We start from the raw sequence: 26,867 nt of genomic DNA on the forward strand, positions 1-26,867 counted from the left end.
GCGGATCGGGGCCCGGATGCCATCAATCCTAGGGATACTTCAGAGGTTCCCTCGTTTCGGCCCCGTCGCCGAGCTGTCCCCGGTGACGATCTCCTCCCCCCAGACCGTCGGGACAGCCGGGAGCCCTCTCCGGGGCCCAGCTGCCAGCGTCGAGGCGATCCGGCTGCAGCTGCGCAGCTGGCCCGAGGTGGAGGACTACCTCCGAGGCTGCAAGGGGGTGATCGTTCCCCTCGGTTCCACGGAGCAGCATGGCCCCACCGGGGCCATCGGCACCGATGCCCTCACCGCCGAAGCGGTGGCCCTGGAGGTGGGTCGCCGCACCGGCGTGCTGGTCACGCCCGTCCAGGCTTTCGGCATGGCCGAACATCACCTGGGCTTCGCGGGGACGATCAGTCTCCAGCCCTCAACGCTCCTGGCCGTGATCCATGACGTGGTGCTCTCCCTGGCCCGCCATGGCTTCGAGCGGATCTTCGTGATCAACGGCCATGGCGGCAACATCGCCACCACAAGGGCCGCCTTTGCCGAGGCCTACGCCACGGCCGCCAGCCGAGGGCTGGCAGGGGCTCCCAATCTGCGCTGCCAACTGGCCAACTGGTTCATGGCCGGGCCGGTGATGCGGGAGGCGCGCGAGCGCTATGGCCAGCGGGAGGGGCACCATGCCACTCCCAGCGAAATCGCTCTGACCCTGCACCTGGAGCCGAGCCTGGTGGCCAAGCAACGGCCCCTTCCGGAGCCGGCGCCAGCCGGACCGATCCACGGTCCCGAGGATTTCCGCCGTCGCCACCCCGATGGACGCATGGGGTCCGACCCCTTCCTCGCCAGCGCTGACGACGGCCGCCGATTCCTGGAGCTGGCCGCCGAGGCCCTCAGCCAGGATCTGGAGACCTTTCTGAGCGAGTGAGCCGGAAACGCCCGGGCAGCTACAGCTAGGTTCGGGCCAGACGAGCAGCAGGGCCACGATGGGCAAGATTTCTTCCGACGACGTGCGCAAGGTGGCCAAACTGGCTCGCCTGGAGCTTCCCGAGGCCAAGATCGCCACCTACACCGGCCAGCTGGAGCGCATTCTCGAGTACGTGGCGCACCTGGAGCAGGTGGATACGGAGGGGGTCCCTCCCACCACCAGGGCTGTCGAAGTGATCAATGTGACCCGCGAAGACGACGTCGTGCCGACACCCGTGCGAGAAGAATTGCTGGAACTGGCCCCCCAGCGCGAGGGCGACTTCTTCCGGGTTCCGCAGATCCTGGCCAGTTAGCTAAAGCCCCTGGGCTGATGCCCTCAACCGGCGGAAGAGCGCGGCACCGGTGAGACGGCCGTGCGGTGCAGGAGCGAGATCAGGTGACGACGGGAGCGGGCTGTAGGCATCAGCGCGGCGATCGGACGCAGCCGGCTGCGGCGCCGCTTATGGCTGCGAATGCCCAGGAAGATGTCGTAGAGGAAATTGATGCCGTCGTGGGGAGTTTCGAACAACCCGAGGCGCTGGGGTGATCCCTTGGCATCAAGCAGTGGCTTGGTCGCCCGGTAGGCCGGCTGATACTCGAACCAGGGAATCGACGGCCAGAGGTGATGGATCAGGTGATAGTTCTGACCCATGATCAACCAATTCATCAGCCGGCTGGGGTACACCCTGGCGCTGTGCCAGCGGTTGCGCGACTTGAAGGGACGGTGGGGGAGGTAATCGAAGAAGAGGCCCAGGGTGACGCCCACCATCAGAGCCGGGGCGAACCAGCAGTTGAAGATGAACGACTCAAAGCCGAATCTGAAGGCGGCCAGAACAATCGAAACGAAGATGGCACGAGCTAGGCCCCATTCCAGCAACTCCCACTTGCGCCAGAGTCGGTGACGGAAGAAAAAGACTTCGTGATAGAAGAAGCGCGGTGCGATGAGCCAGAGCGGTCCGAAGGTTGAGACGATATGGTCGGGATCACGCTTCGGATCATTGACATGGGCGTGATGCTGGAGGTGCACCCGGGTGAACACCGGAAAGCTGAACCCCAGCAGCAGGGCAGCCCCATGGCCCATCACCGCGTTCCAGAAGCGGCTGGGGTGAGCCGCGTTGTGGCAGGCGTCGTGAATCACCGTGCCCTCCAGGTGCAGGGCCAGGAATCCGAGGGGCAGCAGCAGCGGCAGCGGCCACTGGGGCACGAACCAGCCCCAGATCGTCAGGGCCGCCAGGCCGTAACCCCCGAGAAACAGTCCCACGGTGGGGTTCCAGGCCGATGGCGGATCGAGGAAGTCCTTCGGCACCGAACGGAGCGTGGTGCCTGAGGACAACGCATCGAGGGCAGGTTCGTGCGACAGGGCCAACACTTGGGTCATCGCCGCAGACCACGCCTCGACAAACGGGCTCCCACCTTACGGGCACCAGCCTGGCCGCTGCTAGGCCAGGGCCCGCCGTTCATGGGCTGGGGCCGGCAGCCCCAGGCTGATCAGCCACGACAAGCCCACCAGCAGAGCCGAGCACCAGAGGCAGGCCTGCAGGCCGCCCACCAGGAACAGGGCACCGGAGAGCAACGTGCCCACCAGCCGGCCGGCCGCGTTGGCCATGTAATAGAAGCCGACGTTGAGGCTCACCGATTCGGCATCGGTGTAGGCCAGCACCATGTAGCTGTGGATCGAGGAATTCATAGCGAACACGGCCCCGAAGGCCGCCAGGCCCACCACCACCGCCACCCCGGGATGGCCCACCTCGCGCCAGAGGCTGATGGCGATCAGGGCGGGGATGGCCGTCAGCACGGCGCTCCAGAACTGCACGGCAGACACCCCCGGGGGTGCACTCTGCCCCCAGCTGCGCCGCAGGGCCGGGGCTGAGGCCTGGATGATCCCGTAGCCGATCACCCACAGGCCCATGAAGCCGCCCACTTCCCAGTACTTCCAGCCGAGGGCCGCCTGCAGGAAAACCGGCAGGGCCACCACGAACCAGACATCACGGGCGCCGAACAGGAAGAAGCGAGCCAGCGACAGCCCATTGATGCCCCTGGATTTCGAGAACAGGGCTCTGAACGCCGGCTTCTCCTTCATCCTGCCGATCTCGCCAGGCAGCACCAGGGTCATCAGGAAGGAGAGAAACAGCCCTGCGGCCATGGCCCCGACGGCGGCGCCGAAGCCGATGGTGGTGAGCAGCAATCCCCCCAGGAAGAAGCCCACCCCCTTGAGGGCGTTCTTCGAACCGGTGAGGATCGCCACCCACTGGAACAGCTGGTTCTCGCCGCGGCTGTGGTCGCCTGGGGTTTCCGGCACCACCGTCTTGATGGCGCTCTTGGCACTCATCTTGTTGAGATCCTTGGCGATGCCGCTGATCGCCTGGGCCACCATCACGTAGGCCACACTCCACCAGCGCGGCCAGCTGTCAGCCACCGGGATCAGCATCAGCAGGGCAGCCACCTGCAGCAGCGTTCCCGCCCAGAGGGTGAGCCGCAGCCCGAAGCGGGCCCCCAGCCAGCCGCCGTAGAGGTTGGTGACGATGCCGAAGAACTCGTAGAACAGAAAGAGAAAGGCGATCTCCAGAGTGGAGTAGCCGAGCTGGTGGAAGTGGAACACCACCAGCATGCGCAGAGCGCCATCGGTGAGGGTGAAGGCCCAGTAATTGGCCGTGACGACCGCGTACTGCTGCAGTCCCGTGAGCTGTTTCATCGGGCGAGAGCTTCAAGCTCAGCCACGTGGCAGGCCAGATCCGCCATCCGGCAGCTGTAGCCCCACTCGTTGTCGTACCAGGCGTAGGCCTTGAGCTGGGTGCCGTTCACCACCAGGGTGGAGAGGCCATCGACGATGGCGCTGCGCGGATCGTTGACGTAGTCGACCGACACCAGAGGCCTGGTCTCGTAGCCGAGGATTCCCTGCAGATCGCCGCTGGCGGCCTCCTCGAAGGCCCGGTTCACCTCCTCCACCGTGACGCTGCGTCTGAGCTCGAACACGGCATCGGTGAGCGAGCCATGCAGCAGCGGCACCCGCACGGCGTGGCCGTTGAGTTTGCCCTGCAGGTCTGGGAAGATCATCCCGATCGCCCGGGCCGAGCCGGTGGTAGTGGGGATCAGTGACTCCAGACAGGAACGGGCCCGGCGCAGGTCACTCCTGAAGCCGTCCACCACCACCTGGGTGTTGGTCACATCGTGCAGGGTGGTGATCGAACCGTGGCGGATGCCAAAGTTTTGGTGCACCACCTGCACCACCGGAGCCAGGCAGTTGGTGGTGCAGGAGGCGGCGGTGAGCAGCCGGTGACGGCCAGGGTCGTAGAGGTGGTGGTTGACGCCGAACACCACGTTCAACGCCTCCTCGCCGGCGATCACCCCCTTCACGGGGCAGGCCACGATCACCCGCTTCAGGCCTGGCAGGGTGAAGTAGGGCTCGAGGGTTGCGGGGGTCTTGAGACTGCCGCTGCATTCGAGCACCAGGTCCACACCGGCGGCGGCCCAGGGCACGGCGGTGGGATCGGTCTCCTGGCTGTAGCCCACGAGCTGATGGCCAACCAGGAAGCCTGCTCCGCCCGCTTCCACCACCTGGGGCCAGCGGCCATGCACCGAGTCGAACTCCAGCAGGTGCGCGGCGGCGGCGGCATCCCCGGCCGGGTCGTTGACGTGAACCAGGACGATGCCGGGCCGGCCCCAGAGGGCCCGGAACACGAGGCGGCCGATGCGGCCGAAGCCGTTGATGCCGATCTTCATCCGGAACCCACGCGGGACGCACCGACCATAGATCAACTAGTGTTGATGTGAAATGTGATCCTGATGACATGGGCGTGGCCAGTCCTCCGATTCAGGCTGATCAGGCCCGAGTTCTGCTCAAGGCCCTCGCCGAACCACTGCGCCTTCAGGTGATCGAGGCCCTCAGCGGCGGCGAGCGCTGCGTCTGCGATCTCACCGCCGATCTGGGTCTGGCCCAGTCGAAGCTGTCCTTTCACCTCAAGGTGCTCAAGGAGGCCGGGCTGCTGACCGATCGGCAGGAGGGCCGCTGGACCTACTACCGCCTGCGCCCCGAGGCGATCGACCAGCTGCGCGGTTGGTTAGCTGAACTCTCCAGCCTCTGCCAGACCCCCGCCTCCCCCTGCACCTGAACCATGGGAATCTTCGAGCGATGGCTGAGTCTGTGGGTCGCCCTGGCGATCGCCGCGGGAATCGTGCTGGGGCAGCTGCTGCCAGGGGTCTTCGCCAACCTGGCAGGCCTTGAGGTGGCCCGCATCAATCTCGTGATCGCGGTGCTGATCTGGTTGATGATCTACCCGATGATGCTGGGGGTGGATTTCTCCGCCGTTCGTCGGATCCGCGGACAGCCGCAGGCTCTGATCGTCACCATGGCGATGAACTGGCTGGTGAAGCCGTTCACCATGACGCTGCTGGCCTGGTGGTTCATCCGTGGCCTCTATGGGTCCTGGATCCAGGCCGAACTGGGAGACCAGCTGGTGGCCGGCATGATCCTGCTCGGTGTGGCTCCTTGCACCGCCATGGTGTTCGTCTGGAGCCACCTCTGCCGCGGCAACCCCACCTACACCGTGGTGCAGGTGGCGGCCAATGATCTGGTGATGGTGCTGGCCTATGCCCCGATCGCTGGTCTTCTGCTGGGTGTCAGCAAGGTGGCGGTTCCCTGGGACACCCTGCAGTTGTCGGTGGCGTTGTTCGTGGTGATTCCGCTGGTGGCCAGCTGGCTCACCCGGCGCTGGATCAACAGCGAGCGGGCTATCGCGCTGATCGAGGCGCGCCTGAAGCCGTGGTCGATCGTGGGACTGCTGGCCACAGTTGCGCTGCTGTTCGGCTTCCAATCCGGCACGATCCTGGCGAGCCCGGCGCTGATCATGCTGGTGGCGATCCCCCTGATCCTGCAGACGGTGCTGATCTTTGCCCTCACCGCTCTGTGGATGCGCCAGTGGCGCCAACCCCATGACCTGGCCGCTCCAGGTGCCCTGGTGGGGGCCTCCAACTTCTTCGAGCTGGCGGTGGCGGTGGCGATCAGCCTGTTCGGGGTGCGCTCCGGTGCCGCGCTCGCCACCGTGGTGGGAGTGCTGGTGGAGGTGCCGGTGATGCTGGCTCTCGTGGCGATCGCCAACCGCAGCCGCTGGCTGTTTCCCTATCGGGCCACCTGATCACAGCTGATGCCGGCTTCCGGTTCCAGCTGCTGGGTGGCTTGCTGTACACCCAGCCTTCGCAGGCTTCGGCACCTCAAGGTGCAGTGGTTCGTCGTCGATCACGCCCTGACGGCGGCGGCTCACTAGCCACGATGGTGGTGCGCTCCGGCAACGCCTTCTGACCACAACAAATGGCGCTGCCATAACCGACCATTAATCCATCAACCCGCATTGATGGGTCAAAGTCATGCCGTTGGACAAGGTATGCATGTCTCGCTCCTTCAGGCTCAGCCTGGCCTTGGTGGCCGCGCTCGTTATCCCCGGTGTTAGCGGAGCCGCTACCGCCCAGCCGGCCTCCACCCGGCCGATGCCGATTCGCATCAGTGGCTCCAGCACCGTGTATCCGATCGTGCTGACGGGCATCGGCGCCTTCCGCCAGACGGCGGCCGGCAAGGGCGTCAGCATCAGTCTCAAGGAGACGGGCAGCACAGCAGGTTTCCGGGATCTCTGCAGCGGCCGGGTGGAGATCAGCAATGCTTCGAGGCCCATCAACACCAGCGAACTCAAAGCCTGTGCCGCCAAAGGGATCCGCTTCATTGAAGTGCCCCTTGCCTTCGATGCGCTCTCGGTGGTGGTCCACCCGGGCAACACCTGGGCCAACGCCATCAGCACCCAGCAGCTCTCCCTGCTCTGGAACCGCAACGCCCAGGGACGCATCAACCGCTGGATCCAGGTGAATACGGCCTGGCCGTCACGACCGATCAAGCTGTGCGGGGCGGGGAGCGACTCAGGCACTTTCGACTACTTCAACAAGGCCATCAATGGCGATGAGAACAACTCCCGCCGCGACTACACCGCCAGCGAGGATGACAATGTGGTGGTGAACTGTGTGGCCAGCAATCCCCAGGCCCTTGGCTATCTTGGTTATGGCTGGTTTCGCAGCAACAGGGACCGGCTCAAGGCCTTGGCAGTGGTCAACCCGAAGGGGAAACCCGTGCTGCCCTCCAACCAGGCGGTGCTGGGAGGGCAGTACCAGCCCCTCTCCCGCCCCCTGTTCATCTATGTCAACGATCAGGCCCTGCGTGAACGTTCCGAGGTCCGCAGCTTCACCACCTTCCTGATCCGGAACGCCCCCCGACTAGTGGCCAAGGCCAACTACATTCCCCTGCCTGATTCAACCATTCGACTGGTGGAGACCAAGCTTTACCGGCATGTGCTCGGCACCTCCTTCGGCGGCGACCTACCGGTGGGGCTGACGATCAGCGAGGCCCTGCGGCGCAGCTTCGATCAGCACAAACGGCCAGAGTTCCGCTGACAGGGATGCTCAGACCGCTCTCCACTCACCCCAGCTGCTGATCCAAGCTAAAATTCTGCGCCTGGAAACAAGCCCATCAACTTGCTGGCGATATCGAGTAACACGCTGACACCTAATCATTCAATGCTGGCGATCAAAGACAGAGCCAGGATCTTCGTGAACCGTGAACCCCGATCAACACTCTCAGACAGCCCGGAACCAAGCGAAAAAACTCTCGACGAGACGAGAAGTAACTGTCCAGGCGCTCTTCGCGACGGAAAGGAATCAATGCCCAGAGCAACCATGAACTGTAGAAGCCCGAAAACCGTATGGAGATGGCCATGGGTGATAGTTTTGACCGAAAACGAAGTTTCGCCCTGAACCCTGGCTTTGCCCAACGCCGCCGGCAGAAGCACTTACTGGGGACATCCTTTACACCCCCTTCGGCAGCACCAGCTCAATCACGGCGCCGCCGTCGGGATGGTTGCGCGCCTGCACCCGGCCGCCATGGGTGAGGGCGATCTGCTGCACGATCGCCAGGCCCAGGCCACTGCCGGACTGGTGGCTGCGCACCCGCGACGGGTCGCCCCGGTAGAAGCGCTCGAACAGATGGGCCAGATCGTGCTGGCTCAGACCAGGTCCGTGGTCGCGCACCTCCAGCTCCCACCAGAGGCCGCTGCTGCCCACACTCAGCTCCACCACCCCACCGTCGGGGCTGTAGCGCAAGGCATTCTCGAACAGATTGAGCAGGGCGCGGTGCAACCGTGAGGCATCGGCCCAGAGCAGGCTGGGCTGGCGCTGACCGGTCACCAGCCTGACGCCGCGGCTCTCGGCGAGGGGCCTGAGGCTGCTCCAGGCTTCATCAGCGAGCTCCCAGAGGTCAAGCACCTCATACCGGCGCTCATCGTGCGGGAGGCTGTTCTCCAGTCGGGAGAGCTCCAGCAGATCTCCCACCAGCTCCTGAAGCCGTTTCAGTTCGCGCTGCAGACGCTCCACCAGCACTGCACTGCCAGCTCCGCTGCCGCCGCCCGCTCTGTCAGCCTCCAGCGCCAGCCGCTCCCCCACCAGCATCAGTGCCGTGAGGGGAGTCTTGAGCTCGTGGGCCACGTCACTCACCCAGCGGCTCTGCTGATCGAGCTGGGATTCCAGTGATCGCCGGCTGTTGATCCAGAGCGCCACCCAGCCCTCACCCCCTGCCAGCAGCACGGCCTCGAGCGGTTCATTGCCCTGCCACCACTCCAGCCGCTGGGGCCTGCCCCGCCGGCCCACCAGCCGGATCGCCTCCTCGAGATCCGGCTGCCGAATCACGGCGCGCAGGGGCTCCCCCCGCACCAGCCGGTCGGCAGGCAGTTGAAGCAGGCGTTCCGCCCGGGGGTTGATGGCCTGAATCCGCTGCTGCCCATCGAGCACCAGCCAGCCCTGGGGTGCACCCTCCAGCCAGGCCAGCAACTGCAGCCGCCCAAGCCCACCCAACGTCCGGGCCCTGGAACCATCGGCCGCCGCCAGCCCCAGCCGCCGGTTCCGGCGAAGGGTGATGGCCCAGCCAAGCCACACACCCAGGCCAAGGGCCAGCAACAGCGTCATGGCATGGCCAGGGCTCAACCGAAGCGATAGCCGAAGCCCCGCTCCGTGAGGATGTGCTCAGGAGCGGAAGGATTGACCTCGAGCTTTTCGCGCAGCCAGCGGATGTGGACATCCACGGTCTTGGTGTCGACCACGTAGTCGGTGCCCCAGACCTGATCGATCAGCTGATTCCGGCTCCAGACACGGCCGGGATTCTGCATGAAGAACTCCACCAGCCGGTATTCCTTCGGGGAGAGGTTCACCCTCTCTCCGTCACGGGTGACACGGAACTCATCGGGGTAGAGAGACAGATTGCCATGGTGGATGATCTGCCCGACCGGGAAGCGCTCGATCGTCTGCTGGCTCCGCCGCAACAGGGCGCGGCAACGGGCCACGAGTTCACGCAGCCCGAACGGCTTGACCAGATAGTCGTCGGCACCGAGCTCCAGTCCCAGCACCCGGTCCGTTTCCGTGTCCCGTGCGCTGACCATCAGGATCGGGGTCTGGGCATCACCGCGGCGCAGATGGCGGCAGACATCCAGACCACCGACCCCCGGCAGCATCAGATCCAGCAGCACCAGGTCGAAGCCGGCTGCCCCCTGGCGCTGGGAGGCATCAATCTGCTGAATGGCCTGACGGCCATCGGCGGCGCAGGCCACCTCGAAACCTTCCTGTCCCAGCGCCTCTTCCAGGGTGGTGCGGATGCCGTCGTCGTCATCGACGATGAGCAGACGGGGCATGGGGGTATCCGGGCCCTCGGGCTGACTGATCAAAATTAGGTCATCCGGGCCGGGGGGACACAACGGTCTTCACAGGCGTCGGGGCAGGTGACTGATCACCAGGTGACGCTGGGCATCGATCTTGAGCCAGCCCTCATCGCGAAGCAGTCCGATCAGCCGGGTGACCGTGACCCGGGTGGTGGAGAGGGCGCTGGCCAGTTCCTGGTGGGTGAGCCGCAGATTGAGCCGCAGTCCATCCTCACAGACCTGCCCGTAGTCCTGAGCCAGGAGTTCCAGGAAACCGCGCACCCGCTCCTCCACCCGGCGCAACCCCAGCAGGGAAAGCAGGGTTTCCGTCTGGCGATGGCGGCTGATCACAGCCTGCATCACCGCCATCGCCAGATGGGGCGCCTGCTCGATCTCCGCACAGGAGAGGCAGAGCAGATCGGAATCGGTGAGCGTGAAGGCCTCGTAGGCCTGCACGTTGGTGAGCGGTTCACCGAAGGGCTCGTTGGGTCCGGCCAGGCCGAGCAGCAGCGGGTCGCCGTGAATGGTGACGGCCTCAAGCTTCACCATGCCGCGCACAACCAGCCAGATGGTGTTCTTGAGCAGGGGGACGGCGCTGCCTGCGCCGATGTGGAGAAGCTGGCGCTGCCGGTAACTCGTTTCCAGGACCTCACGGATCGCATCACTGCGGCCGGCGTCGCGAAAGGGAGTCGAAACCATGGACTATCTCCAGTGACACAATGAAGTGTATGGACGATGACCGACAAGCCAGCAAAGGGTAGATAAGGGGGCGGTTAACCCTTGACTAAGGCACGCCCCCTGGCCCCGAGGGGTCGTGAACTCAGGAGCCGATGTTGCCCACGGCTTTCTTGGCCGAATTGAGCACACGGCCGCGCAGGGGGACATAACCGAGATCATCGGCTTTCCCCTGGGCCTTGGGGCTCAACAGGAAGGAGATCGCCTGACGAATGCGCGGGGCCTTGGCGCCATTACCCGTCTTGTACGCCAGCACCCAGGTGAGTGTGGAGATGGGGTAGCTGTCGGCACCGGCGGGATTGGCATCCTCACCAGCCAGGTTGGAATCGAGGCGGATGTTGTTCAGAGCCGCGGCACCGCTCTTCAGGTTGGGCATCACGAATTTGCCCGCCTTGTTCTGCAGGGCTGCCGCCTTGATCGCTCCCTTGACGTAGGCCTGGTTGAGGTAACCGATCGAGCCAGGAGTGTTCTGGACCACACCGGCAACGCCCTCATTGCCCTTACCGCCCACACCAACGGGCCACTTCACCGATTTGCCCTCGCCCACCTTGCTCTTCCAGGCCGGAGAGAAGGCAGAGAGTGAGTTGGTGAAGGCGAAGGTGGTGCCGGAGCCATCGGAGCGATGCACCACGGTGATCTTGCCGGCTGCGCACTTGAGTTGCTTCCAATCGGTGATCGCACCCAGGAAGATGTCAGCAGCCTGCTTCTGGGTGAGCTTGAGGGAGCAACCCGGCTTGTTGTAGGCGATGGCGATGGTGCCACCCACCGTGGGCAGTTGAACCACACCCCGCTTCACCTTGGCGGCATCGGCAGCGCTGATCGGCTCATCGGTGGCCCCGAAGTCAACGGTGCCGGCAATGAACTGGCGCACACCGGCACCTGAGCCCACCGATTGATAGTTGACCTGAGGACCGCCGGAGCTGGCGAGATCGGAAAAGGCGCGTTGGTAGAAGGGAGCGGGGAACGTGGCTCCTGCTCCGTTGAGGCTGTTTTGAGCCGTGGCCGCGGCACCAGCACCGAATGCGGCGAGAACACTGAAGACAAAGGCCTTCTTCACGAAGGTCATCACAAGCGCCAATGGGGAGCGATTCCTGACTAGCAAGGAGCCCGCCCCACACGATTTATGAGCTGGTTAAGCTTGCTTCAAGATCTGGATTGATCGCCAAAATCACCTTGTCTTCAGATCAATTTTCGCTCAATCACTTCCATCCTCCGCAGGAGGTCCACCCTGGCTGGCAGGGCTCCGCCAGCCAGGGTGGAGAGTGGATTCGCCGAATCCTCTGCAGGACATGAGCCAGGACAGCGACGACATCTTTGCCTTCCTTGCCCGCATCGACTCCGACAAGGAGCTGCGCGAAGCGCTGAACCTCGTCGAATCAGCCGAGCAGGTGGCCGAACTGGCCAGGGAGAGGGGCCACCACTTCTCGGCCGCGGCCTTGCTTGAGCTGTTCAGCCGCTGCAATGAAGCCCCGCGGGCCAGGCTGGGGCTGATGGATGAAAAGCTGATCCGGGTCCATCTCAAGCGCGATCAGCTGCGCTGAGCCACGGCTGCCATGGCTCTCCACCTTCCTCCCTACCAGCCCCTACCCCCTCCTCCAGCGGACCCCGACGACCTGGTGACGGTGCCTGTGGCCGGACTGAGGCCCTGCCAGCTCTGCATCGGCCTGGCCGAGATCCGCCATCGCCAGGCGGATTTCGCCTCAGAAACGCCCAAGGAACGGCGGCGTTACCTGCGGCAGAAGCCCGTTCCCCTGGTGCGTGACGCCAGTGGCGCTCTGTGGATGGTGGACCGCCACCATCGCCTGCGCGGTCTGCTGGAGCTCGAGCCCGGCGCCACCGCCTTCGGCTACGTGATCCTGCAGCTGGCCAGCCATGACCCTGGCGCGGCGCTGGAGGCCCTGGCCCAGCGCGGCTGGCTCTACCTGCACGACGGCCGTGGCCAGGGCCCCTGGCCTCCCGAACGGCTGCCCCAGAGCCTTCTGAACCTTGACGATGACCCCTACCGCAGCCTGGTCTGGAAGCTGAAACAGGAGAAGGTGATCGCGCCGGCGCCGCTGATCCCCTTTCACGAATTCCGCTGGGGAGCCTGGCTGCGCAGCCGCTGTCTGCCCCCCTTCAGCTCCCTCTGTCTCGAGCCGGCCCTGCCGGCGGCCCGGGCTCTGGCCCGCTCCGCGGCGGCCTCGCGGCTGGCCGGCTGGAAGGGCTGAGCAGATCCAACCGGATGCAGAAGAGCCGGCCTAGGGTGAAATCTCTCGTCCCCCCTTAGCGGAGACCTCTGGTATCCCCGCTTCGATCCGGTCCGAGCGGACCATTCGGTCGCCTCCTCTGAGCTCGAACAAGGAGTGCACCCGGATGTCCAAGGCTCTGCAAGGCCTCGGCCTGCCGCCGATTCCCACGGCAATCATTTACTGCGAGGCCAACTTCGGCCTGATCGACGGCAAGACCGCCAACGGGCTCGTGCGCCATTCGCCGAGCTACCGCATCCTCAGCGTGATCGACAGCCACAAGGCCGGGATGGATTCCGGCGTCGTGCTGGATGGCGTGGCCAACGGCATCCCCATCTGCACCGATCTGGCCGCGGCCCTGGCCCTGCCCGGGGGGCCTGCCGATCGGCTCATCTTCGGCATGGCCCCGGCCAGCGGCAGGCTCGCACCCCCTGAGCGCAGGGTGCTGCTCCAGGCGATCAGCGCCGGCCTGCACCTGATCAATGGACTGCACGAATTCCTCAACGACGATGCCGAGTTCGCCGCGGCGGCAGCGGCCCACCAGGTGAGCATCACCGATGTGCGCCGGCCACCCAGCCCGTGCGACCTGCGCCTGTTCAGCGGCCGCATCGACACCCTGCCCTGCCGCAGGATCGCCGTGCTCGGAACCGATGGAGCCATCGGCAAGCGCACCACCGCCGTGATCCTCACGCAGGCCCTGAACGACGCCGGCATCAGGGCCGTGATGGTGGGCACGGGACAGACCGGACTGATGCAGGGCGCCCGCCATGGCGTCGCGCTCGACGCCATTCCCTGCCAGTACGCCTCCGGCGAGGTGGAGGCCACGGTGATCGAGGCCTACGAGGCGGAGCATCCCGACGTGATCGTGATCGAAGGCCAGGGCGCGCTCAGCCACCCGGCCTACCTCAGTTCCACCTACATCCTGCGGGGTGCCAGGCCCCAGGCGGTGATCCTGCAGCACGCCCCGAAGCGGCCCTGGCTCAGCGACTTCCCGGCGATCCCGATGCCATCGCCCTCCAGCGAGATCGCCCTGATCGAAAGCTTCGCGCCCACGCGCGTGATCGGCCTGTGCCTCAACCACGAAGCCATGAGCGAAGCGGAGGTCACGGCGGCGATCGCGCTCTACGGGATCGAGCTGGGGCTGCCCGCCACCGATGCGCTCACCCGCTCCCCCGAGCGCCTGGTGGAGATGGTGGTCGGTGCCTTCCCGGAACTCCAACCCACGCCTGCCACCCTCACCTCTTGACGGCACCGAGGCTGGAGATCCGCCTCGACAGGATTGGCCACAACGCCCGCAGCCTGGTGGATCGCCTCCGCGCCCGCGGTGTGTCGGTCACTGCCGTGACCAAGGCCACCCTGGGGCTGCCGCAGGTGGCCACCGTGCTGGCCGCGGCCGGGGTAAGCGGAATCGGCGAACCGCGCCTCGAAACGATCGCCGCGCTGCGCCGCGCCGGCGTGAGCCTGCCGTTGACCCTGATCCGCTCACCCATGCCGAGCCAGGTGCAGCAGGTGGTGGCCCAGGCCGACATCAGCCTGAACACCGAGCCCGCCGTGCTGGCGATGCTCTCGGCGGCGGCGATCGCCCAGAACCACCGCCACGGCGTGATCCTGATGGTGGAACTGGGTGATCTGCGCGAGGGAATCCTGCCGGAGCGGCTGGAGGGAATCGCCGCCGGCCTGCTGGGCCTGCCCGGACTGGACCTGATCGGTCTGGGCGCCAACCTGGCCTGCCAGAACGGCGTGGTTCCCTCGGAGACCTCGATGGCCCAGCTGTCCGGCCTGGCCACGGCCCTGGAGGCCTCCTTCGGCATCGTGCTGCCGCTGGTGTCGGGCGGGAACTCCGCCAACCTCCCCTGGCTGCTGGATGGGGGAACGGTGGGCAGGATCAACAACCTGCGCCTGGGGGAGGCGATCCTGCTGGGCCGCGAACCCCTCCAGCGCCGCCCCATCCAGGGGCTCTGCACCAGAGCCTTCCGCCTGGTGGCGGAGGTGATCGAATCGAACCGCAAGCCCACCCTGCCCTGGGGAGACTGCCAGCAGGGCGCCTTCGGCTCTCCACCCGCACGGGTGGACCGGGGCGACCGCTGGCGCGTGCTGCTGGCCCTCGGCCTGCAGGATGTGGATGCGGCGGGACTGACGCTGCCGCGGGGGATGACCCTGCTGGGCGCCAGCAGTGACCATCTGGTGCTTGACACCGGCTCCGTCGCCGTGCCGGTGGGGACCGAACTGGTCTTTGATCTCAACTACAGCGCGCTGCTGCGGGCGATGACCTCACCCTTCGTGGCCCGCACCCTGGTCGGGACGATGTCCGGCCGGAGCGGCCGCGGATGCCGGGTCCAGGCTGGCCAGGTAGCGCTTGCGCTGCCCCGACGCCCAGGGCTCATCGAGACAGACCCCTCGGGGGAGAAGCCCGATCGGCTCGGCCATAGCGGCCGCAGCAGGGATTGAAGACATGTCCATGGGGCGAAAGCTAGGCAGCGGCCGCCTTGGCGACTGTGCGCTGCATGGCCACGGACCGTGCCAGCGGACACGGCCCTCCCCATTCACACCATGGGCAGCCAGGCCCGCCGGAAAGGTCCAGAATGACAAGGACGGTTCCAGCGGTTCACACCCTGGAGGCAAGGAGGAAAGTTCGGTGTGATGGGGCCTTGCGGTCCCCGTCGAATCCGGCACTGTCCCGCAGCTGTGATGGGGCTCCCCCGCGGAGACGCCCCTCAGTCAGAACGCTCGCCGTCTCAGTTCACCAAACCCCCGGCGCGGACCGTTCCCCCTCAATGAGCAGATTCCCCAGCAGCACCCTGGTGCTCTACACCGGCCTGTCCGCCGTGGCCTTCGCCCTGGCCGCCCAGCCGGTCCAGGCCCACGGCTTTGCCCATGGGGGCCTCGGCTCAGGCTTCCTTCATCCCCTCGCAGGTCTCGACCACCTGCTGCTGTTGATCGGCGTTGGTGCCGCCTCCGCCGCCATCTCCTCGAGCCTGCTGATCTGGGCCCTGGTGGGCGCCGTCGCCGGTGGCCTGTTCGGAGCCATGGGCGGCAGCCTGCCCTTCGGCGAGCTGCTCGCGGCCCTCGCCATCACCGCCGTGGCCGGCTCGATCCTCTGGGCCGAGAGGCAGGGCTCCAGCGCGCGTCTGAGTCTCTGGGGAGGGGTGGTGGCCGCCGCCGTGGCCGTGCACGCCATGCTGCACGGACTGGAAGCGCCCAGCGATCAGACCTCCCTCTCCTGGTGGCTGGGGGCCTTCGTCGGCTCACTGCTGGTGAGCGGCACGACCGTCGTGGTGCTGCGCCGTCTGCCTCGGACCGTCACCACCCGCCTGGCCCTGGCCCTGGCCCTCGGCGGTGGCCTGGTGGCCCTGGCGCCACTGGCCCTGATGCTGCGCTGATTCAGCGATGCCCACCGGGGGACTTGAACCCCCACGACCGAAGCCACTGGTACCTAAAACCAGCGCGTCTACCAATTCCGCCAGGTGGGCGTGAGCCGACTGTATCGAGCGGCTCAGAATGGCCCCACCGCCGCCTCTGCCGCCATGCTCGCCACCCTCGGTGGATCCCTGGCACTCCTTGCCGGTCTGCTGGTGCTGCTGCTGCCCCTGCTGGTGCCCGAGCTCAGCCGCCCCCGGGATTCGGTCTGGGGAGCTCTGGTGCTGATCCTGGGGCTGGTGCTCGTCACCAGCGCCGATAGGCTCAGCGGGGCACCGATGCTGGCCGTACTCTGCGGCGGCCTGCTGATCGGCCGTCTCAGCGTGGAGGTGGGCCTGGGCCGCTGGCGCCAGCTCAGCTGCGACGAGCAGGTGCGCCTCACGGGTGTCGAGCGCTGGCGCACCAGCCTGCAGCAGCTGGCCGCCGCCCTGATGCGGCTGATCAGCCTGGCGGGATCGACACTGGGGGGACTGCTGACCTGGCTGCAGGAGCGGCGTGACGCCAGCGCCAAGGCCCGCGAGACCAGCAAACGCTGGGTTCGCCCGGAGCCCGGAGCCACTGACACGGCTGAGGTGTCAGAAACCGAGACCCCAGAGGAGGCCTCGGAGCCTGAGGAGCCCATCAGCAGCGACGCCAGCGACGAGGAGGTGACCACGGTCGAGTCGTTCGCCGAGATCGAGCAGTTGATCGAGCAGGCCGGAGCAGCGAGCCCCGGCGCGGACCAGGGCGGGAGTTCCCAGGACCAGGCGGAAGCCGAAGCCACACCGGCCAGCGACGGGGCGGCCGGCGGCGGCGAAGAGCCCCCTGGGGAGAGCACAGCGGACCGTGATCACGAGGACACCCCGCTCGAGACCCAGCCGCCAGCGGATCCCACGCCCACGGATGCGGAACCCACACCCACGGATGAGGAGGTGTCACCGGGGAGTCCCTGAGGGCTGGGGTCGATAATTCGCCCTTGCTGCCCCCTACGGCGCCGTGACAGCCAGCCCGGTCTCCTACAAGGACACCCTCAACCTGCTGCAGACGCCCTTCTCGATGCGGGCGAACGCGAAAACCCGTGAACCGGAGCTGCAGGCGTTCTGGGCTGAGCTGGACCTCTACAAGCGGCTCAGCCGCGGCAATCCCGGTGAGGTGTTCACCCTTCACGACGGTCCCCCGTACGCCAACGGCCCCTTGCATGTGGGCCATGCCCTCAACAAGATCCTCAAGGACATCCTCAACAAGTACGCCCTGCTGCGCGGCCGGCGGGCCCGCTTCGTGCCTGGCTGGGATTGCCATGGGCTGCCGATCGAGCTCAAGGTGCTGCAGAGCCTCTCGAGCGCGGAGCGCTCGGCGCTGACCCCGATCGACCTGCGGCGCCGCGCCCACGCCTACGCCCTCGAGCAGGTGGAGCACCAGAAGGCGGGCTTCAGGCGCTGGGGCATCTGGGCCGACTGGGAGCAGCCCTACCTGACCCTGAACAGGGATTACGAGGCCGCCCAGATCGGTGTCTTCGGCCGGATGGTGCTCGCCGGTCACATCTACCGGGGTCTCAAGCCGGTGCACTGGAGCCCCAGCTCCCGCACAGCCCTGGCCGAGGCGGAACTGGAATACCCCGACGGCCACACGTCCCCCAGCATCTACGTGGCCTTTCCGGTGGTGGCCCTGCCGGGTGGTCTGGGCGCCAGGCTCACAGCCCTCGGCCTCACCCGCGCCGAGGCGGCCACCACACCGGCGGCTGGCGATCTGGCGGTGGCGATCTGGACCACCACCCCCTGGACCCTTCCCGCCAACCTGGCGGTGTCGGTGAATGCCTCGCTGGAGTACGCCCTCTGCCGCGTGGGCGATCACGGGACCAACGGCTATCGCACCAGCCGCCACCTGATCGTGGCCGCTTCCCTGGTGGAGAGCCTGCGCAGCACCCTCCAGCTGGAGCTGGAACCCCTGCTCACCCTCAGGGGCTCGGAGCTGGAAGGGGTCGAGTACCGCCACCCCCTCTTCGATCGCACCAGCCCGGTGGTGATCGGCGGCGATTACATCACGACCGAGGCGGGCACCGGCCTGGTCCACACGGCCCCGGGCCACGGTGTCGACGACTTCAACACCGGCCGCAAGGCCGGACTGCCCGTGCTCTGCCCGGTCGATGAGGGGGGAACCCTCACGGCGGAAGCCGGCCCCTTCGCCGGCCTCAACGTGCTCAAGGATGCCAACCCGGCGATCATCTCCGCCCTCGAGACCGCCGGCGCCCTGCTGCGCCACGAGCCCTACGCGCACCGCTACCCCTACGACTGGCGCACGAAGAAGCCAACGATCTTCCGCGCCACCGAGCAGTGGTTCGCCTCGGTGGAGGGCTTCCGCTCCCAGGCCCTCGACGCGATCGCCGCCGTGGACTGGCTGCCCGCCAGCGGCCGCAACCGCATCGAGGCGATGGTGCGCGACCGCGGCGACTGGTGCATCAGCCGCCAACGGACCTGGGGCGTGCCCATCCCCGTTTTTTACCACCGGGAAACCGGCGAGACCCTGCTCAATGCCGACACCCTCGCCCACGTCGAGGCTCTGATCGCCGAGTACGGCTCCGATGTGTGGTGGGAGAGAGGCGAGGCCGAGCTTCTGCCGCCTTCCTTCGCCGCCGAGGCGGACCAGTGGCGCAAGGGCACCGACACGATGGATGTGTGGTTCGATTCCGGCTCCTCCTGGGCCGGAGTGCTGGGCGGACTGAACCGTCGAGGAGATCAGGATCAGGGAGACGGGTCAGGCGGCGTGGCCTCCGGGGACCCCTCAGCAGCCGCTGAGACCACTCCCCTGCGCTATCCGGCCGATCTCTACCTGGAAGGCTCCGACCAGCACCGGGGCTGGTTCCAGAGCAGCCTGCTCACCTCCGTGGCCGTCAATGGCCACGCCCCTTACAGCCGGGTGCTCACCCACGGCTTCACCCTCGATGAGAAGGGCCGCAAGATGAGCAAATCCCTGGGCAACGTGGTCGATCCGGCCGTGCTGGTGGAGGGCGGCAGGAACGAGAAGCAGCAGCCCGCCTACGGCGCCGATGTCCTGCGGCTGTGGGTGAGTTCGGTGGATTACTCCGCCGATGTGCCCCTGGGGCCGGGCATTGTCAGGCAACTGGCCGATGTGACGCGCAAGGTGCGCAACACGGCCCGCTACCTGCTGGGCAACCTGCACGACTTCGACCCAAGGCCGGCGGCGGAAGGGGGTGATGCGGTGGCGATCGCTGATCTGCCGCTGCTGGACCGCTGGATGCTGGAGCGCACCGCCAGCCTGATCGAGGCGGTGAGCGCCGATTTCGAACGTTACGAGTTCTACCGCTTCTTCCAGGCGCTGCAGAACTTCTGCGTGGCGGATCTCTCCAACGTGTATCTCGACATCGCCAAGGACCGGCTCTATGTGAGCGGGGCCGGCGACTTCCGCCGCCGCAGCTGCCAGACCGTGCTGGCTCTGGTGGTGGAGCGTCTGGCCGGCCTGATCGCACCGGTGCTCTGCCACATGGCCGAGGACATCTGGCAGAACCTGCCGTATCCCGTGAAGGAGCGCTCGGTTTTCGAGCGGGGCTGGCCCACCGCACCGGCCACCTGGGGTCAGGCGTCCCTTGTGGAGCCCCTCCGGCCCCTGCTGGACCTGCGCGGGCAGGTGAACCGCCAGCTGGAGAACTGCCGGACCACGGCTGATCTGGGGGCCTCCCTCGAGGCCCGGGTGGAGCTGGACCTGGGAACCAGCGACCGTGCCGCAGCTCTCCGGGCCGCGCTGGAGGTGCTGGAGGCCAGCCCCCATCCCTCCGTTGACAACCTGGCCGACTGGCTGATCGTCTCGCGGCTGGAGCGGCGTGACCCCGGCGACCCGGCTCTGGCCGATCCCCTGGCCGAAGCCTGCGAAGAGGGCATCACCGTGCGCATCGCCCGCGCCGAAGGTCGAAAATGCGAGCGCTGCTGGCACGTGGAGACCGACATCGGCTCCCATGCCTCCCACCCCAGCCTCTGCGGCCGCTGCGTGGCCGTGCTGGAGGGCTGAGGGCAGGCACCACAGGCGCCACGCTCCGGCTCACCAGTGGGCTGGATCGAGGAAGTGCCCGGGATCGACAGGTCCGACCAGGATCCGTTCAGCAGCGGGATCCAGGGGCCCCTGCAGCAGCTCGGCACTCTCGAGGCTGGCGCCCTCGGGCAGGGCGGGCTGGTCGGGATCGAAGTCAGTGGGATGGGTCACGCTGCTGGAAAAGCCTCGAAAGATCAACAGTTCGAACGGCTCGCCGATCCCGTCATCCCCTTCACCCACAGGCGCCGGGAGGGTGCCCCGCAGGCGCAGGACCCGGTCGGGGCGGCCGCGGCTGATCGCTTCGAGCCGGCCGAGGAGGCTGATGGTCATCAGAACCCTCCCGCCACACGCCCCTGCCGGGGCAGACGCACCAGGATCCACTGCAGCAGACCCACCACATACGCCACCAGCGCCAGGTAGCCGAAGAAGGCGGTGAGGGTGGGGGTGAGGTCGGCGCCGAACACGAAGGAGAACACCTGAGCGGCCACACCGTGCAGGCGCCGCGGGGCCTCGAGCCAGGTCTGGCAGAAGGTGCTGCCGGCCGCTCCCAGGCCACAGCCCATGGCGCCCACACCAAGACCAGCCCCCAGCAGTCCAAGGGCCGTGAGCGCCCAGCGCCAGCTGCGCAGCGTGAGCGGCAGGGCCCGCCAGGGGGGCAGATCGGCCAGTTCCTCGTTCAGATCCACCCAGAACCAGAGCGACGCCACCATCAGCAGTTTCGCCACGATCATCAGCGGATAGGCCAGGGGCCGGGCGTCGACGAACAACAGCACGGCGATCGCCAGCAGACTGGCCACCTTCCAGTAGATGCCCATCAGCCGCAGCAACGCCCCCTCGCGCCGCCACGCCGCCCAGACCAGCAGCACCAGAGGCAGACCCAGGGTGAAGACCACCGCCAGACGGAAGTCGAGCCACACCAGGGTGCGGTACAGCGTCTCGGGCACAGCTTGGGTACGGGAAGGCGCCATTATCCGCGCCATGCTTCACCAGTAGGTTCATTCAATGCCTGCGCCTCACCTGTTCTCCTGGCTCCGCCGCGGTGATGAGCAGGCTTCCTGCCGCACGGCGCTCTCACGCCGGCCGTCGCTCGAGGACGCCGTCAGCGAAGTGGTGGACCAGCTCAGCGCCAGGAACTTTGGCGCCGCGGCCCGGGGGGAGGCGGATCTGGCCCTGGTGTTCTGCTCCACCAGCTATGCCAGCGACCTGCCGCGGCTGCTGCCGCTGCTGCGCTCGCGTCTGAGGGCTGGCCACTGGCTTGGCGCCGCCGGCGGTGGCGTGGTGGGCACCGGCGCCAGCGGCACGGCCCATGAAGTGGAGCAGGAACCAGCACTGAGCGTGATGCTGCTGCGTCTGCCTGGGGCGGAGTTGCAGCTGTTCGGGCTCGACACCGACCAGTTGCCCGATCTCGATGGCGACAGCCGCGCCTGGATCGACTGGGTGGGGGCCGATCCGGAGCGGGCCGACTCCATGCTGCTGCTGGTGGACCCCACCTGCCAGGCCATCAACGACCTGATCAGCGGACTGGATTACGCCTTTCCGGGCCTGACCAAGGTGGGGGGCATCGCCGGCCCCCACAGCGCCAGCCATGGATCCCTGCTGCTGGACGACCGGGTGGTGACCGGTGCCGTGGGCTGCCTGATCGGCGGCAGCTGGAGCATCGATCCGGTGGTGGCCCAGGGCTGCCGGCCGATCGGCCCGGTGTTCGAGATCGAGCAGGCGGAGCGCAATGTGGTGCTGCAGCTGAGCCGCGGCGACCAGCAGAACACCCCGGTGAACTGCCTGCAGACGATCCTTCAGACCCTCAACCCCGCCGAGCGGGAACTGGTGCGCCACTCCCTCTTCCTCGGGGTGGCGCGCAACACCTTCAACCTTGCGGGGGGGGGCGAAGACTCCGGGACCACGGCCTTTCTCGTGAGGAATCTGATCGGGGTGGATCCCCGCAACGGAGCCGTGGCGGTGGCCGAGCGCCTGCGGGTGGGCCAGCAGGTGCAGTTCCAGCTCCGTGATGCCGACGCGTCCCGTCAGGAGCTGCGTCAGTTGCTGCACAGCCAGGCCATGGTCTCCGCGCGCCCCCTGGCGGGCCTGCTCTTCGCCTGCCTGGGCCGGGGCAAGGGGCTCTACGGCGAAGCCGATGGCGACGTGAGAATTGCCCAGGAGGAGTTTCCAGGCCTGCCCGTGGCCGGGGCCTTCTGCAACGGAGAGATCGGTCCGGTGGGGGGCAGCACGTATCTGCACGGCTACACGGCCAGCTGGGGCTTTCTGGTGCCCCGACCCGACGCCGCGGCGTCAGCGGAACCGCCGCCGGAGGCTTGAGCGGTGGTACGACAGCACGTCAACCCCCTCTCGCGGGTGCACCAGCAACCCCTTGTGCTGCCACCCCTGATCGAGCTGTTCGAGCGGCCCGAGCACCCCCTCCACCTCGACATCGGTAGTGCCCGGGGACGCTTTCTGCTGGCGATGGCCTCACTCCAGCCTGAGCGGAACTTCCTCGGGGTCGAGATCCGCCGGCCCCTCGTGGAGGCCGCCGAGCGCGACCGCCAGACGCAGGGCGGCGGCAATCTGCGCTTCCTCGCCTGCAACGCCAATGTGAGCCTGCTGAGCTGGCTGCGGGGCCTGCCGGCCGGAAGGCTTCAACTGGTGACGATCCAGTTTCCGGACCCCTGGTTCAAGAGCCGGCACCACAAGAGACGGGTGCTGCAGAGCGAGTTGCTCCAGGCCCTGGCCGCTGCCCTGCCTGAAGGAGGCGAGCTGTTTCTGCAGAGCGATGTGAAGTCGGTGATCGAGCCGATGGTGGCGCTCAGCGAAGCCAGCGGCTGGTTTCTGCGTCCCCAGGAGGACGGGCGCCCCTGGCGGAGTGACAACCCGCTGCCGGTGGCGACTGAGCGGGAGCGGATCGTGCTCGCCCATGGGCTGCCGGTGTACCGGGTGCTCTACCGGCGCAGCGGCCGGGTCTGCGCCCCTCCCCAGCCGCCCCTGGAGCCATGGGCCGGGGCCACCCATAATCCGACGGCCAGCCCCGCCGGCACCTGATGTCCACCCCCACCCTCCACGCCGCCGCCCCACCGGAACATGAGCGGCGGGTGCCCTGGCTGCTGAGCTGGCAGGGCCTGTTCGCCGCGGCGTCAGCGGGGCCCCTGGCCAGGAATCTGCCCCTGCTGGCCGGGCTGGTGCTCTGCGCTCTGATGGCGGGTCTGCCGCTGGTCACCCGGGCCGGGCTGAGCCTGCTGATCCTCGCCAGTGGACTGCTCTGGCTGATCTGGGCCCTGTGCACCCCCGCCGGCCGCATCGGCCCGATCAGCGGCTGGCTGCTGGTGATGCTGGCCGTGGCGGTGCTGGCCACGGGCTTCTCGCCCGTACCCACCGCCGCGGCCAAGGGCCTGCTCAAACTGCTCAGCTACCTGGGCGTCTATGCCCTGATGCGCCAGCTTCTGGCCACTGCTCCACCCTGGTGGGACAGGATCGTGGCGGCCCTGCTGGGCGGGGAACTGATCACGGCGGTGATCGGCATCCGCCAGCTCTATGGCGACAGTTCCGCCCTGGCCCGCTGGTCGGATCCGAACTCGGTGGCGGAAGGCACGGTGCGCATCTACAGCACCCTCGACAACCCCAATCTGCTGGCGGGCTACCTGCTGCCGATCCTGCCCCTGGCGGCGGTGGCCCTGCTGCGCTGGCGGCGCCCGATGGCCCGCCTCTACGCCCTCTCGGCGCTGCTGATCGGTGCGGTGGCCCTGCTGCTCACCTACAGCCGTGGTGGCTGGCTGGGGATGGTGACGGCCCTGGGCAGCCTGGCCCTGCTGCTGGCTCTGCGGGCCAGCCGCCACTGGTCACCGCTGCTACGCCGGCTGTTTCCCCTGATGCTGCTGCTCGGGGGTGGCCTTGTGCTGGTGCTCGCCGTGAGTCAGATCGAGCCCCTGCGCGTGCGGGTGCTGAGCCTGGTGGCAGGCCGGGAGGACAGCTCCAACAACTTCCGCATCAACGTCTGGATGGCGGCGCTGCAGATGATCCAGGACCGGCCCTGGCTCGGCATCGGCCCCGGCAACACGATCTTCAACCTGATCTATCCGCTCTACCAGCAGCCGAAGTTCAACGCCCTCAGCGCCTACTCGATCCCTCTGGAGCTGGCCGTGGAGGGGGGCATCCCCGGCCTGCTGGCGGGTCTGGGCCTCCTGCAGTGCAGCCTGCGCCAGGGCCTGGCCCAGCTGCGGCGTGAGCACCCCCATGCCCTGCCGGCACTGGGGGCCGTGGCGGCAATCCTGGGACTCTGCGTCCAGGGCCTCACCGACACGATCTTCTTCCGCCCGGAGGTCCAGCTCACCGGCTGGTTCTGCCTCGCCAGCCTGGCCAGCCTGCCGGCTGCGGTCTCGGATGGATGAGCCGGTCCTGCTGGCGGGCTTCGATGCCGGCCAGACCCACACCATCTGCCGGCTGGCCCGCCGCCTGGGCGACGGCAGCCTACTGGTGCTGGCCGAAGGGGAGGGGCCCGGAGTGAGTCATCTGGCCGCCGCCGCTGGCGAGGAGCGCTTCAGCGCCGCCCTGGGCATCAGCCTTGAGCGGGCCCGCACCGTTGCGGCCAGCAGGGGCGAGGTCCATGCCCTGGCCACAGCACTCCAGGCGGCCGCCGTTGGCGCCAGCGGCATCGAGCAGGGCAGCGCGGTGCAGCAGCGCGGCACAGGCCTCGCCGCCGCCGCCCTCGGCCTGCCCACGCAGCATGTGCTGGTGAGCGGTGATGAGCGCACCGCCCTGCATGGAGCCTTCGGAGGGGGCCCGGGCATCGTGGTGATCAGCGGCACCGGCTGCATCGCCCTGGGGCGCAACAGCCGGGGGGAGGAGCACCGCTGCGGCGGCTGGGGCTGGCTGCTGGATCGCGCAGGCTCCGCCTGCGACATCGGCCGCGATGCCCTGGCTCTCTCGCTGGAGATGGCCGACGGACGCCGGCCCGACAGCGGCTTTCGCGGCCGCCTCTGGGCCGCCCTGGGGGACGGCCCCGTGACACCTCAGCGGATCAAGGCGATGGTGGTGGATCCAGGCTTCGGAGCCGCCGGCTTCGCTCGCCTGGCCCCGGAGGTCGATGCCCTGGCGGAAGCGGAGGATCCCGACGCCAACGCGGTGCTGGAGCACTCGGCCAGGGCCCTGGCCCAGCTGGTGGCGGGCGTGGCCCGGAGCCTGGGGCTCGAAGACAGCGACGTCTGCGGCCTCGGCGGGGCCCTCGGCCACCTCAGCCGTTTCAATGCGGCGTATCAGCGCAGCCTGAAACTGGTCGTTCCGCAGGCACGACCGGTCCCCCCCCGCGGAGATGCCTGCCAGGGGGCCTTGCAGCTGGCCGCAGAGCTGCTGGGGCAGGAGGCAGGCGGTGCTGGGCTCAGCTCCGGTTGAGGTGAGCCGAGGCCAGGGCAGCCAGGTGCGACGACCAGTGATCGACAGCCTCCTGCTCCGCCGCCTCCACCATCACCCGCAGCAGCGGTTCGGTGCCGCTGGCGCGCACCAGCACCCGACCGCTGCCGGCCATGGCCGTCTCGGCCTGTTCAACGGCCTGGCGCAGGGGGTCGCAGCGCTGCCACTGCTGGCGGCTGCTCCTGTCGGGAACGATGACGTTGACCAGGGCCTGGGGGTAAGGCTCGAAACTGGCTTCCATCCAGTCGGCCAGCGAACACCCGCCGTTGTGGATCAGCGTGGCCACCTGCAGGGCGGTGAGCAGCCCATCGCCGCTCATGCCGTGCTGGGCCGAGAGGATGTGACCCGACTGTTCCCCACCCAGGCCGGCCCCGCTCGCTTCCATGGCGGCGTGCACGTGCTGGTCACCCACATCGGTGCGCTGCAGCAACCCGCCCCTGGCCTGCCAGGCCCTCTCGAAGCCCAGGTTCGACATGACGGTGGCCACCAGCAGCCGGCCGGGGAGATCGCCGCTCTCCAGCAGGGCACCGCCCCAGAGATAGAGGACCTGGTCGCCATCCACCACCCGGCCCTTGCCATCCACCGCCATCATCCGGTCGGCATCGCCATCGAAGGCAAAGCCCATCTCGGCACCCGATTGCAGCACCGCCTGGCGCAGGGCTTCCAGGTGGGTGCTCCCGCAGGACACGTTGATGCGCTGTCCATCGGGTTCGCCGTGCAGGACAGTCAGGTCCGCCCCCAGGGCCCTGAACACCGAGGCCCCGCAGGCAGTGGCTGAGCCCCAGCAGAGATCCAGCACGATGCGGCAGCCGTCGAGGCGCCGCCCGCCAACGCTGGAGATCAACGCTTCGCGGTAACCCTCGAGCAGATCCTCCCGCTGATGGGCCGGCCCGCAGCCGCGGGGTCCGCTCAGACCGGTGGCCTGGATCGTGACCGTCTCCTGTCCACGCAGCCCCGCTTCGATCGCCGCCTGCAGGGTTCGGTCGATCTTGTCGCCGGAGGGCCCGAAGACCTTGATGCCGTTGTCGCCGGGGGGATTGTGGCTGGCGGAGACCATCAGGCCACCGGCAGCACCGACCCGTCGGATCGTGCCGGGCACGGCGGGAGTGGGGCAAAGCCCCAGATTCCACACCTCGCGCCCGGCGGCGGTCAGACCGGCGGTGAGGGCGGCGGCCAGCATCGGCCCGCTGTTGCGGGAGTCCATGCCGATCAGGACGGGGCGCTCCGGCGGCAGCACCCGACCGCACCAGTAGCCCATCTGCAGGGCCAGCAGCGGTGTGATCAGGCTGCCCACCTGCCCCCGGATGCCGTCGGTGCCGAACCCGGTGCAACCCTCCCCGAGGGGAGCACCGATGGGGGAAGAAGCCAGCTCCAGCATCAGGGGGGGAAGGAAGGGGTCCAGGCTAAGCCGATCGGCAGCCAC

26 protein-coding genes, 1 tRNA gene and 1 riboswitch are annotated in these 26,867 nt (G+C 67.7%); of the genes, 16 read left to right on the top strand and 11 right to left on the bottom strand.

From position 1 onward, the window contains the following. The first annotated feature begins 82 nt into the window (after positions 1-82). Positions 83-901 carry a creatininase family protein gene (locus I1E95_RS05920; RefSeq protein WP_197166261.1) on the top strand — a complete coding sequence of 273 codons (819 nt, stop codon included), beginning with the start codon at positions 83-85 and terminating at the stop codon, positions 899-901. A gap of 58 nt (positions 902-959) precedes the next feature. Next, positions 960-1,253, top strand: a complete 294-nt coding sequence (gene gatC / locus I1E95_RS05925; RefSeq protein ID WP_197166262.1) for an Asp-tRNA(Asn)/Glu-tRNA(Gln) amidotransferase subunit GatC — start codon at positions 960-962, stop codon at positions 1,251-1,253. 23 nt (positions 1,254-1,276) lie between these two features. On the opposite strand, the gene crtR is transcribed toward gatC, so the two are convergent. From crtR to I1E95_RS05940, 3 genes are read right to left on the bottom strand one after another with little or no spacing between them, the layout of a single operon-like run. Beyond that, a complete protein-coding gene (crtR, locus tag I1E95_RS05930) occupies positions 1,277-2,317 on the bottom strand; it encodes a beta-carotene hydroxylase (protein ID WP_197166263.1) in 1,041 nt (346 codons plus the stop codon). Between the two features lie 60 nt (positions 2,318-2,377). Then, positions 2,378-3,631 (bottom strand): organoarsenical effux MFS transporter ArsJ, encoded by a 1,254-nt coding sequence (gene arsJ / locus I1E95_RS05935; RefSeq protein WP_197166264.1) that lies wholly within the window; start codon positions 3,629-3,631, stop codon positions 2,378-2,380. Next, positions 3,628-4,659 (bottom strand): ArsJ-associated glyceraldehyde-3-phosphate dehydrogenase, encoded by a 1,032-nt coding sequence (locus tag I1E95_RS05940; RefSeq protein WP_197166266.1) that lies wholly within the window; start codon positions 4,657-4,659, stop codon positions 3,628-3,630. Before I1E95_RS05940 ends, arsJ begins: the two co-directional genes overlap by 4 nt. Before the next feature lie 68 nt (positions 4,660-4,727). Between I1E95_RS05940 and I1E95_RS05945 the strand changes: the two genes are divergently transcribed. The 3 genes from I1E95_RS05945 to I1E95_RS05955 all read left to right on the top strand — a co-directional run bounded on the left by I1E95_RS05945 (position 4,728) and on the right by I1E95_RS05955 (position 7,368). Next, positions 4,728-5,048, top strand: coding sequence for a helix-turn-helix transcriptional regulator (locus I1E95_RS05945; protein ID WP_197166267.1), 321 nt, complete (start codon positions 4,728-4,730; stop codon positions 5,046-5,048). A gap of 3 nt (positions 5,049-5,051) precedes the next feature. Further along, positions 5,052-6,071 (top strand): ACR3 family arsenite efflux transporter, encoded by a 1,020-nt coding sequence (gene arsB, locus I1E95_RS05950; RefSeq protein ID WP_197166268.1) that lies wholly within the window; start codon positions 5,052-5,054, stop codon positions 6,069-6,071. A 250-nt stretch (positions 6,072-6,321) separates the two neighbouring features. Further along, positions 6,322-7,368 (top strand): PstS family phosphate ABC transporter substrate-binding protein, encoded by a 1,047-nt coding sequence (locus I1E95_RS05955; protein ID WP_231594894.1) that lies wholly within the window; start codon positions 6,322-6,324, stop codon positions 7,366-7,368. 411 nt (positions 7,369-7,779) lie between these two features. On the opposite strand, the gene I1E95_RS05960 is transcribed toward I1E95_RS05955, so the two are convergent. From I1E95_RS05960 to pstS, 4 genes are all read right to left on the bottom strand, one after another. After that, positions 7,780-8,931, bottom strand: coding sequence for a cell wall metabolism sensor histidine kinase WalK (locus tag I1E95_RS05960; RefSeq protein ID WP_197166270.1), 1,152 nt, complete (start codon positions 8,929-8,931; stop codon positions 7,780-7,782). A 14-nt stretch (positions 8,932-8,945) separates the two neighbouring features. After that, entirely contained in the window at positions 8,946-9,650 is a 705-nt protein-coding gene (locus tag I1E95_RS05965) for a response regulator transcription factor (RefSeq protein ID WP_197166271.1), read from the bottom strand. A 69-nt stretch (positions 9,651-9,719) separates the two neighbouring features. Then, on the bottom strand, positions 9,720-10,355 hold the full coding sequence (locus I1E95_RS05970) for a Crp/Fnr family transcriptional regulator (protein ID WP_197166272.1): 636 nt from the start codon (positions 10,353-10,355) through the stop codon (positions 9,720-9,722). 121 nt (positions 10,356-10,476) lie between these two features. Further along, a complete protein-coding gene (gene pstS, locus I1E95_RS05975) occupies positions 10,477-11,457 on the bottom strand; it encodes a phosphate ABC transporter substrate-binding protein PstS (RefSeq protein ID WP_197166273.1) in 981 nt (326 codons plus the stop codon). A 223-nt stretch (positions 11,458-11,680) separates the two neighbouring features. Here pstS and I1E95_RS05980 point away from each other — a divergent pair, with 223 nt between their 5' ends. From I1E95_RS05980 to I1E95_RS06000, 5 genes are all read left to right on the top strand, one after another. Next, positions 11,681-11,932: a Nif11-like leader peptide family natural product precursor gene (locus I1E95_RS05980; protein WP_231594895.1), complete on the top strand. Its 252-nt coding sequence runs from the start codon at positions 11,681-11,683 to the stop codon at positions 11,930-11,932. A 12-nt stretch (positions 11,933-11,944) separates the two neighbouring features. Further along, positions 11,945-12,598 carry a ParB-like protein gene (locus I1E95_RS05985; RefSeq protein WP_197166275.1) on the top strand — a complete coding sequence of 218 codons (654 nt, stop codon included), beginning with the start codon at positions 11,945-11,947 and terminating at the stop codon, positions 12,596-12,598. Positions 12,599-12,743: 145 nt separating this feature from the next. Beyond that, complete coding sequence (locus tag I1E95_RS05990; protein ID WP_197166276.1) at positions 12,744-13,862, top strand: DUF1611 domain-containing protein; 1,119 nt, start codon at positions 12,744-12,746, stop codon at positions 13,860-13,862. Continuing rightward, positions 13,859-15,064, top strand: coding sequence for an alanine/ornithine racemase family PLP-dependent enzyme (locus I1E95_RS05995; RefSeq protein ID WP_197166278.1), 1,206 nt, complete (start codon positions 13,859-13,861; stop codon positions 15,062-15,064). Before I1E95_RS05990 ends, I1E95_RS05995 begins: the two co-directional genes overlap by 4 nt. A 127-nt stretch (positions 15,065-15,191) precedes the next feature. Continuing rightward, positions 15,192-15,366: riboswitch (cobalamin riboswitch) on the top strand. A 24-nt stretch (positions 15,367-15,390) separates the two neighbouring features. Further along, positions 15,391-15,996, top strand: coding sequence for a HupE/UreJ family protein (locus I1E95_RS06000; RefSeq protein WP_197166280.1), 606 nt, complete (start codon positions 15,391-15,393; stop codon positions 15,994-15,996). 8 nt (positions 15,997-16,004) lie between these two features. Here I1E95_RS06000 and I1E95_RS06005 read toward each other — a convergent pair. Continuing rightward, positions 16,005-16,086: transfer RNA gene (locus tag I1E95_RS06005), tRNA-Leu, on the bottom strand. 54 nt (positions 16,087-16,140) lie between these two features. On the opposite strand from I1E95_RS06005, the gene I1E95_RS06010 reads away from it, so the two are divergent. Together I1E95_RS06010 and ileS are read left to right on the top strand one after the other, a co-directional pair. After that, entirely contained in the window at positions 16,141-16,965 is an 825-nt protein-coding gene (locus I1E95_RS06010; RefSeq protein WP_197166282.1) for a Ycf66 family protein, read from the top strand. A 43-nt stretch (positions 16,966-17,008) separates the two neighbouring features. After that, positions 17,009-20,032 carry an isoleucine--tRNA ligase gene (gene ileS, locus I1E95_RS06015; RefSeq protein ID WP_197166284.1) on the top strand — a complete coding sequence of 1,008 codons (3,024 nt, stop codon included), beginning with the start codon at positions 17,009-17,011 and terminating at the stop codon, positions 20,030-20,032. 30 nt (positions 20,033-20,062) lie between these two features. Here the strand turns inward: ileS and I1E95_RS06020 are convergent, their stop codons facing one another. Next, positions 20,063-20,383 carry a hypothetical protein gene (locus tag I1E95_RS06020; protein ID WP_197166286.1) on the bottom strand — a complete coding sequence of 107 codons (321 nt, stop codon included), beginning with the start codon at positions 20,381-20,383 and terminating at the stop codon, positions 20,063-20,065. Then, complete coding sequence (locus I1E95_RS06025) at positions 20,383-20,997, bottom strand: DUF3177 family protein (RefSeq protein WP_197166287.1); 615 nt, start codon at positions 20,995-20,997, stop codon at positions 20,383-20,385. Before I1E95_RS06025 ends, I1E95_RS06020 begins: the two co-directional genes overlap by 1 nt. 58 nt (positions 20,998-21,055) lie before the next feature. On the opposite strand from I1E95_RS06025, the gene I1E95_RS06030 reads away from it, so the two are divergent. From I1E95_RS06030 to I1E95_RS06045, 4 genes are read left to right on the top strand one after another with little or no spacing between them, the layout of a single operon-like run. Next, positions 21,056-22,366, top strand: a complete 1,311-nt coding sequence (locus I1E95_RS06030; protein ID WP_197166288.1) for an FIST N-terminal domain-containing protein — start codon at positions 21,056-21,058, stop codon at positions 22,364-22,366. A 3-nt stretch (positions 22,367-22,369) separates the two neighbouring features. Further along, the gene (trmB, locus tag I1E95_RS06035; protein WP_231594896.1) at positions 22,370-23,083 is read left to right on the top strand and encodes a tRNA (guanosine(46)-N7)-methyltransferase TrmB; all 714 of its coding nucleotides are present in this window, start codon (positions 22,370-22,372) and stop codon (positions 23,081-23,083) included. Continuing rightward, a complete protein-coding gene (locus I1E95_RS06040) occupies positions 23,083-24,426 on the top strand; it encodes an IctB family putative bicarbonate transporter (RefSeq protein WP_197166290.1) in 1,344 nt (447 codons plus the stop codon). The genes trmB and I1E95_RS06040 overlap by 1 nt, the downstream gene beginning before the upstream one ends. Then, positions 24,419-25,426: an N-acetylglucosamine kinase gene (locus tag I1E95_RS06045; RefSeq protein ID WP_197166292.1), complete on the top strand. Its 1,008-nt coding sequence runs from the start codon at positions 24,419-24,421 to the stop codon at positions 25,424-25,426. The genes I1E95_RS06040 and I1E95_RS06045 overlap by 8 nt, the downstream gene beginning before the upstream one ends. Here I1E95_RS06045 and glmM read toward each other — a convergent pair. After that, positions 25,413-26,822, bottom strand: coding sequence for a phosphoglucosamine mutase (glmM, locus tag I1E95_RS06050; RefSeq protein WP_197167168.1), 1,410 nt, complete (start codon positions 26,820-26,822; stop codon positions 25,413-25,415). The two genes, I1E95_RS06045 and glmM, sit on opposite strands and share 14 nt — an antisense overlap. Positions 26,823-26,867: the final 45 nt, after the last annotated feature.

It is taken from the genome of Synechococcus sp. CBW1107 (assembly GCF_015841355.1).
In the GTDB taxonomy this organism is placed as follows: Bacteria; Cyanobacteriota; Cyanobacteriia; order PCC-6307; family Cyanobiaceae; genus Regnicoccus_A.

Excerpts from the sequence above, each read along its gene's own strand:
- gatC (WP_197166262.1), top strand. The coding sequence starts at position 960 with ATGGGCAAGATTTCTTCCGACGACGTGCGCAAGGTGGCCAAACTGGCT.
- crtR (WP_197166263.1), bottom strand. The coding sequence starts at position 2,317 with ATGACCCAAGTGTTGGCCCTGTCGCACGAACCTGCCCTCGATGCGTTG.
- arsJ (WP_197166264.1), bottom strand. The coding sequence starts at position 3,631 with ATGAAACAGCTCACGGGACTGCAGCAGTACGCGGTCGTCACGGCCAAT.
- I1E95_RS05940 (WP_197166266.1), bottom strand. The coding sequence starts at position 4,659 with ATGAAGATCGGCATCAACGGCTTCGGCCGCATCGGCCGCCTCGTGTTC.
- I1E95_RS05945 (WP_197166267.1), top strand. The coding sequence starts at position 4,728 with ATGGGCGTGGCCAGTCCTCCGATTCAGGCTGATCAGGCCCGAGTTCTG.
- arsB (WP_197166268.1), top strand. The coding sequence starts at position 5,052 with ATGGGAATCTTCGAGCGATGGCTGAGTCTGTGGGTCGCCCTGGCGATC.
- I1E95_RS05955 (WP_231594894.1), top strand. The coding sequence starts at position 6,322 with ATGTCTCGCTCCTTCAGGCTCAGCCTGGCCTTGGTGGCCGCGCTCGTT.
- I1E95_RS05960 (WP_197166270.1), bottom strand. The coding sequence starts at position 8,931 with ATGACGCTGTTGCTGGCCCTTGGCCTGGGTGTGTGGCTTGGCTGGGCC.
- I1E95_RS05965 (WP_197166271.1), bottom strand. The coding sequence starts at position 9,650 with ATGCCCCGTCTGCTCATCGTCGATGACGACGACGGCATCCGCACCACC.
- I1E95_RS05970 (WP_197166272.1), bottom strand. The coding sequence starts at position 10,355 with ATGGTTTCGACTCCCTTTCGCGACGCCGGCCGCAGTGATGCGATCCGT.
- pstS (WP_197166273.1), bottom strand. The coding sequence starts at position 11,457 with ATGACCTTCGTGAAGAAGGCCTTTGTCTTCAGTGTTCTCGCCGCATTC.
- I1E95_RS05980 (WP_231594895.1), top strand. The coding sequence starts at position 11,681 with ATGAGCCAGGACAGCGACGACATCTTTGCCTTCCTTGCCCGCATCGAC.
- I1E95_RS05985 (WP_197166275.1), top strand. The coding sequence starts at position 11,945 with ATGGCTCTCCACCTTCCTCCCTACCAGCCCCTACCCCCTCCTCCAGCG.
- I1E95_RS05990 (WP_197166276.1), top strand. The coding sequence starts at position 12,744 with ATGTCCAAGGCTCTGCAAGGCCTCGGCCTGCCGCCGATTCCCACGGCA.
- I1E95_RS06000 (WP_197166280.1), top strand. The coding sequence starts at position 15,391 with ATGAGCAGATTCCCCAGCAGCACCCTGGTGCTCTACACCGGCCTGTCC.
- I1E95_RS06010 (WP_197166282.1), top strand. The coding sequence starts at position 16,141 with ATGCTCGCCACCCTCGGTGGATCCCTGGCACTCCTTGCCGGTCTGCTG.
- I1E95_RS06020 (WP_197166286.1), bottom strand. The coding sequence starts at position 20,383 with ATGACCATCAGCCTCCTCGGCCGGCTCGAAGCGATCAGCCGCGGCCGC.
- I1E95_RS06030 (WP_197166288.1), top strand. The coding sequence starts at position 21,056 with ATGCCTGCGCCTCACCTGTTCTCCTGGCTCCGCCGCGGTGATGAGCAG.
- I1E95_RS06040 (WP_197166290.1), top strand. The coding sequence starts at position 23,083 with ATGTCCACCCCCACCCTCCACGCCGCCGCCCCACCGGAACATGAGCGG.
- I1E95_RS06045 (WP_197166292.1), top strand. The coding sequence starts at position 24,419 with ATGGATGAGCCGGTCCTGCTGGCGGGCTTCGATGCCGGCCAGACCCAC.
- glmM (WP_197167168.1), bottom strand. The coding sequence starts at position 26,822 with ATGCTGGAGCTGGCTTCTTCCCCCATCGGTGCTCCCCTCGGGGAGGGT.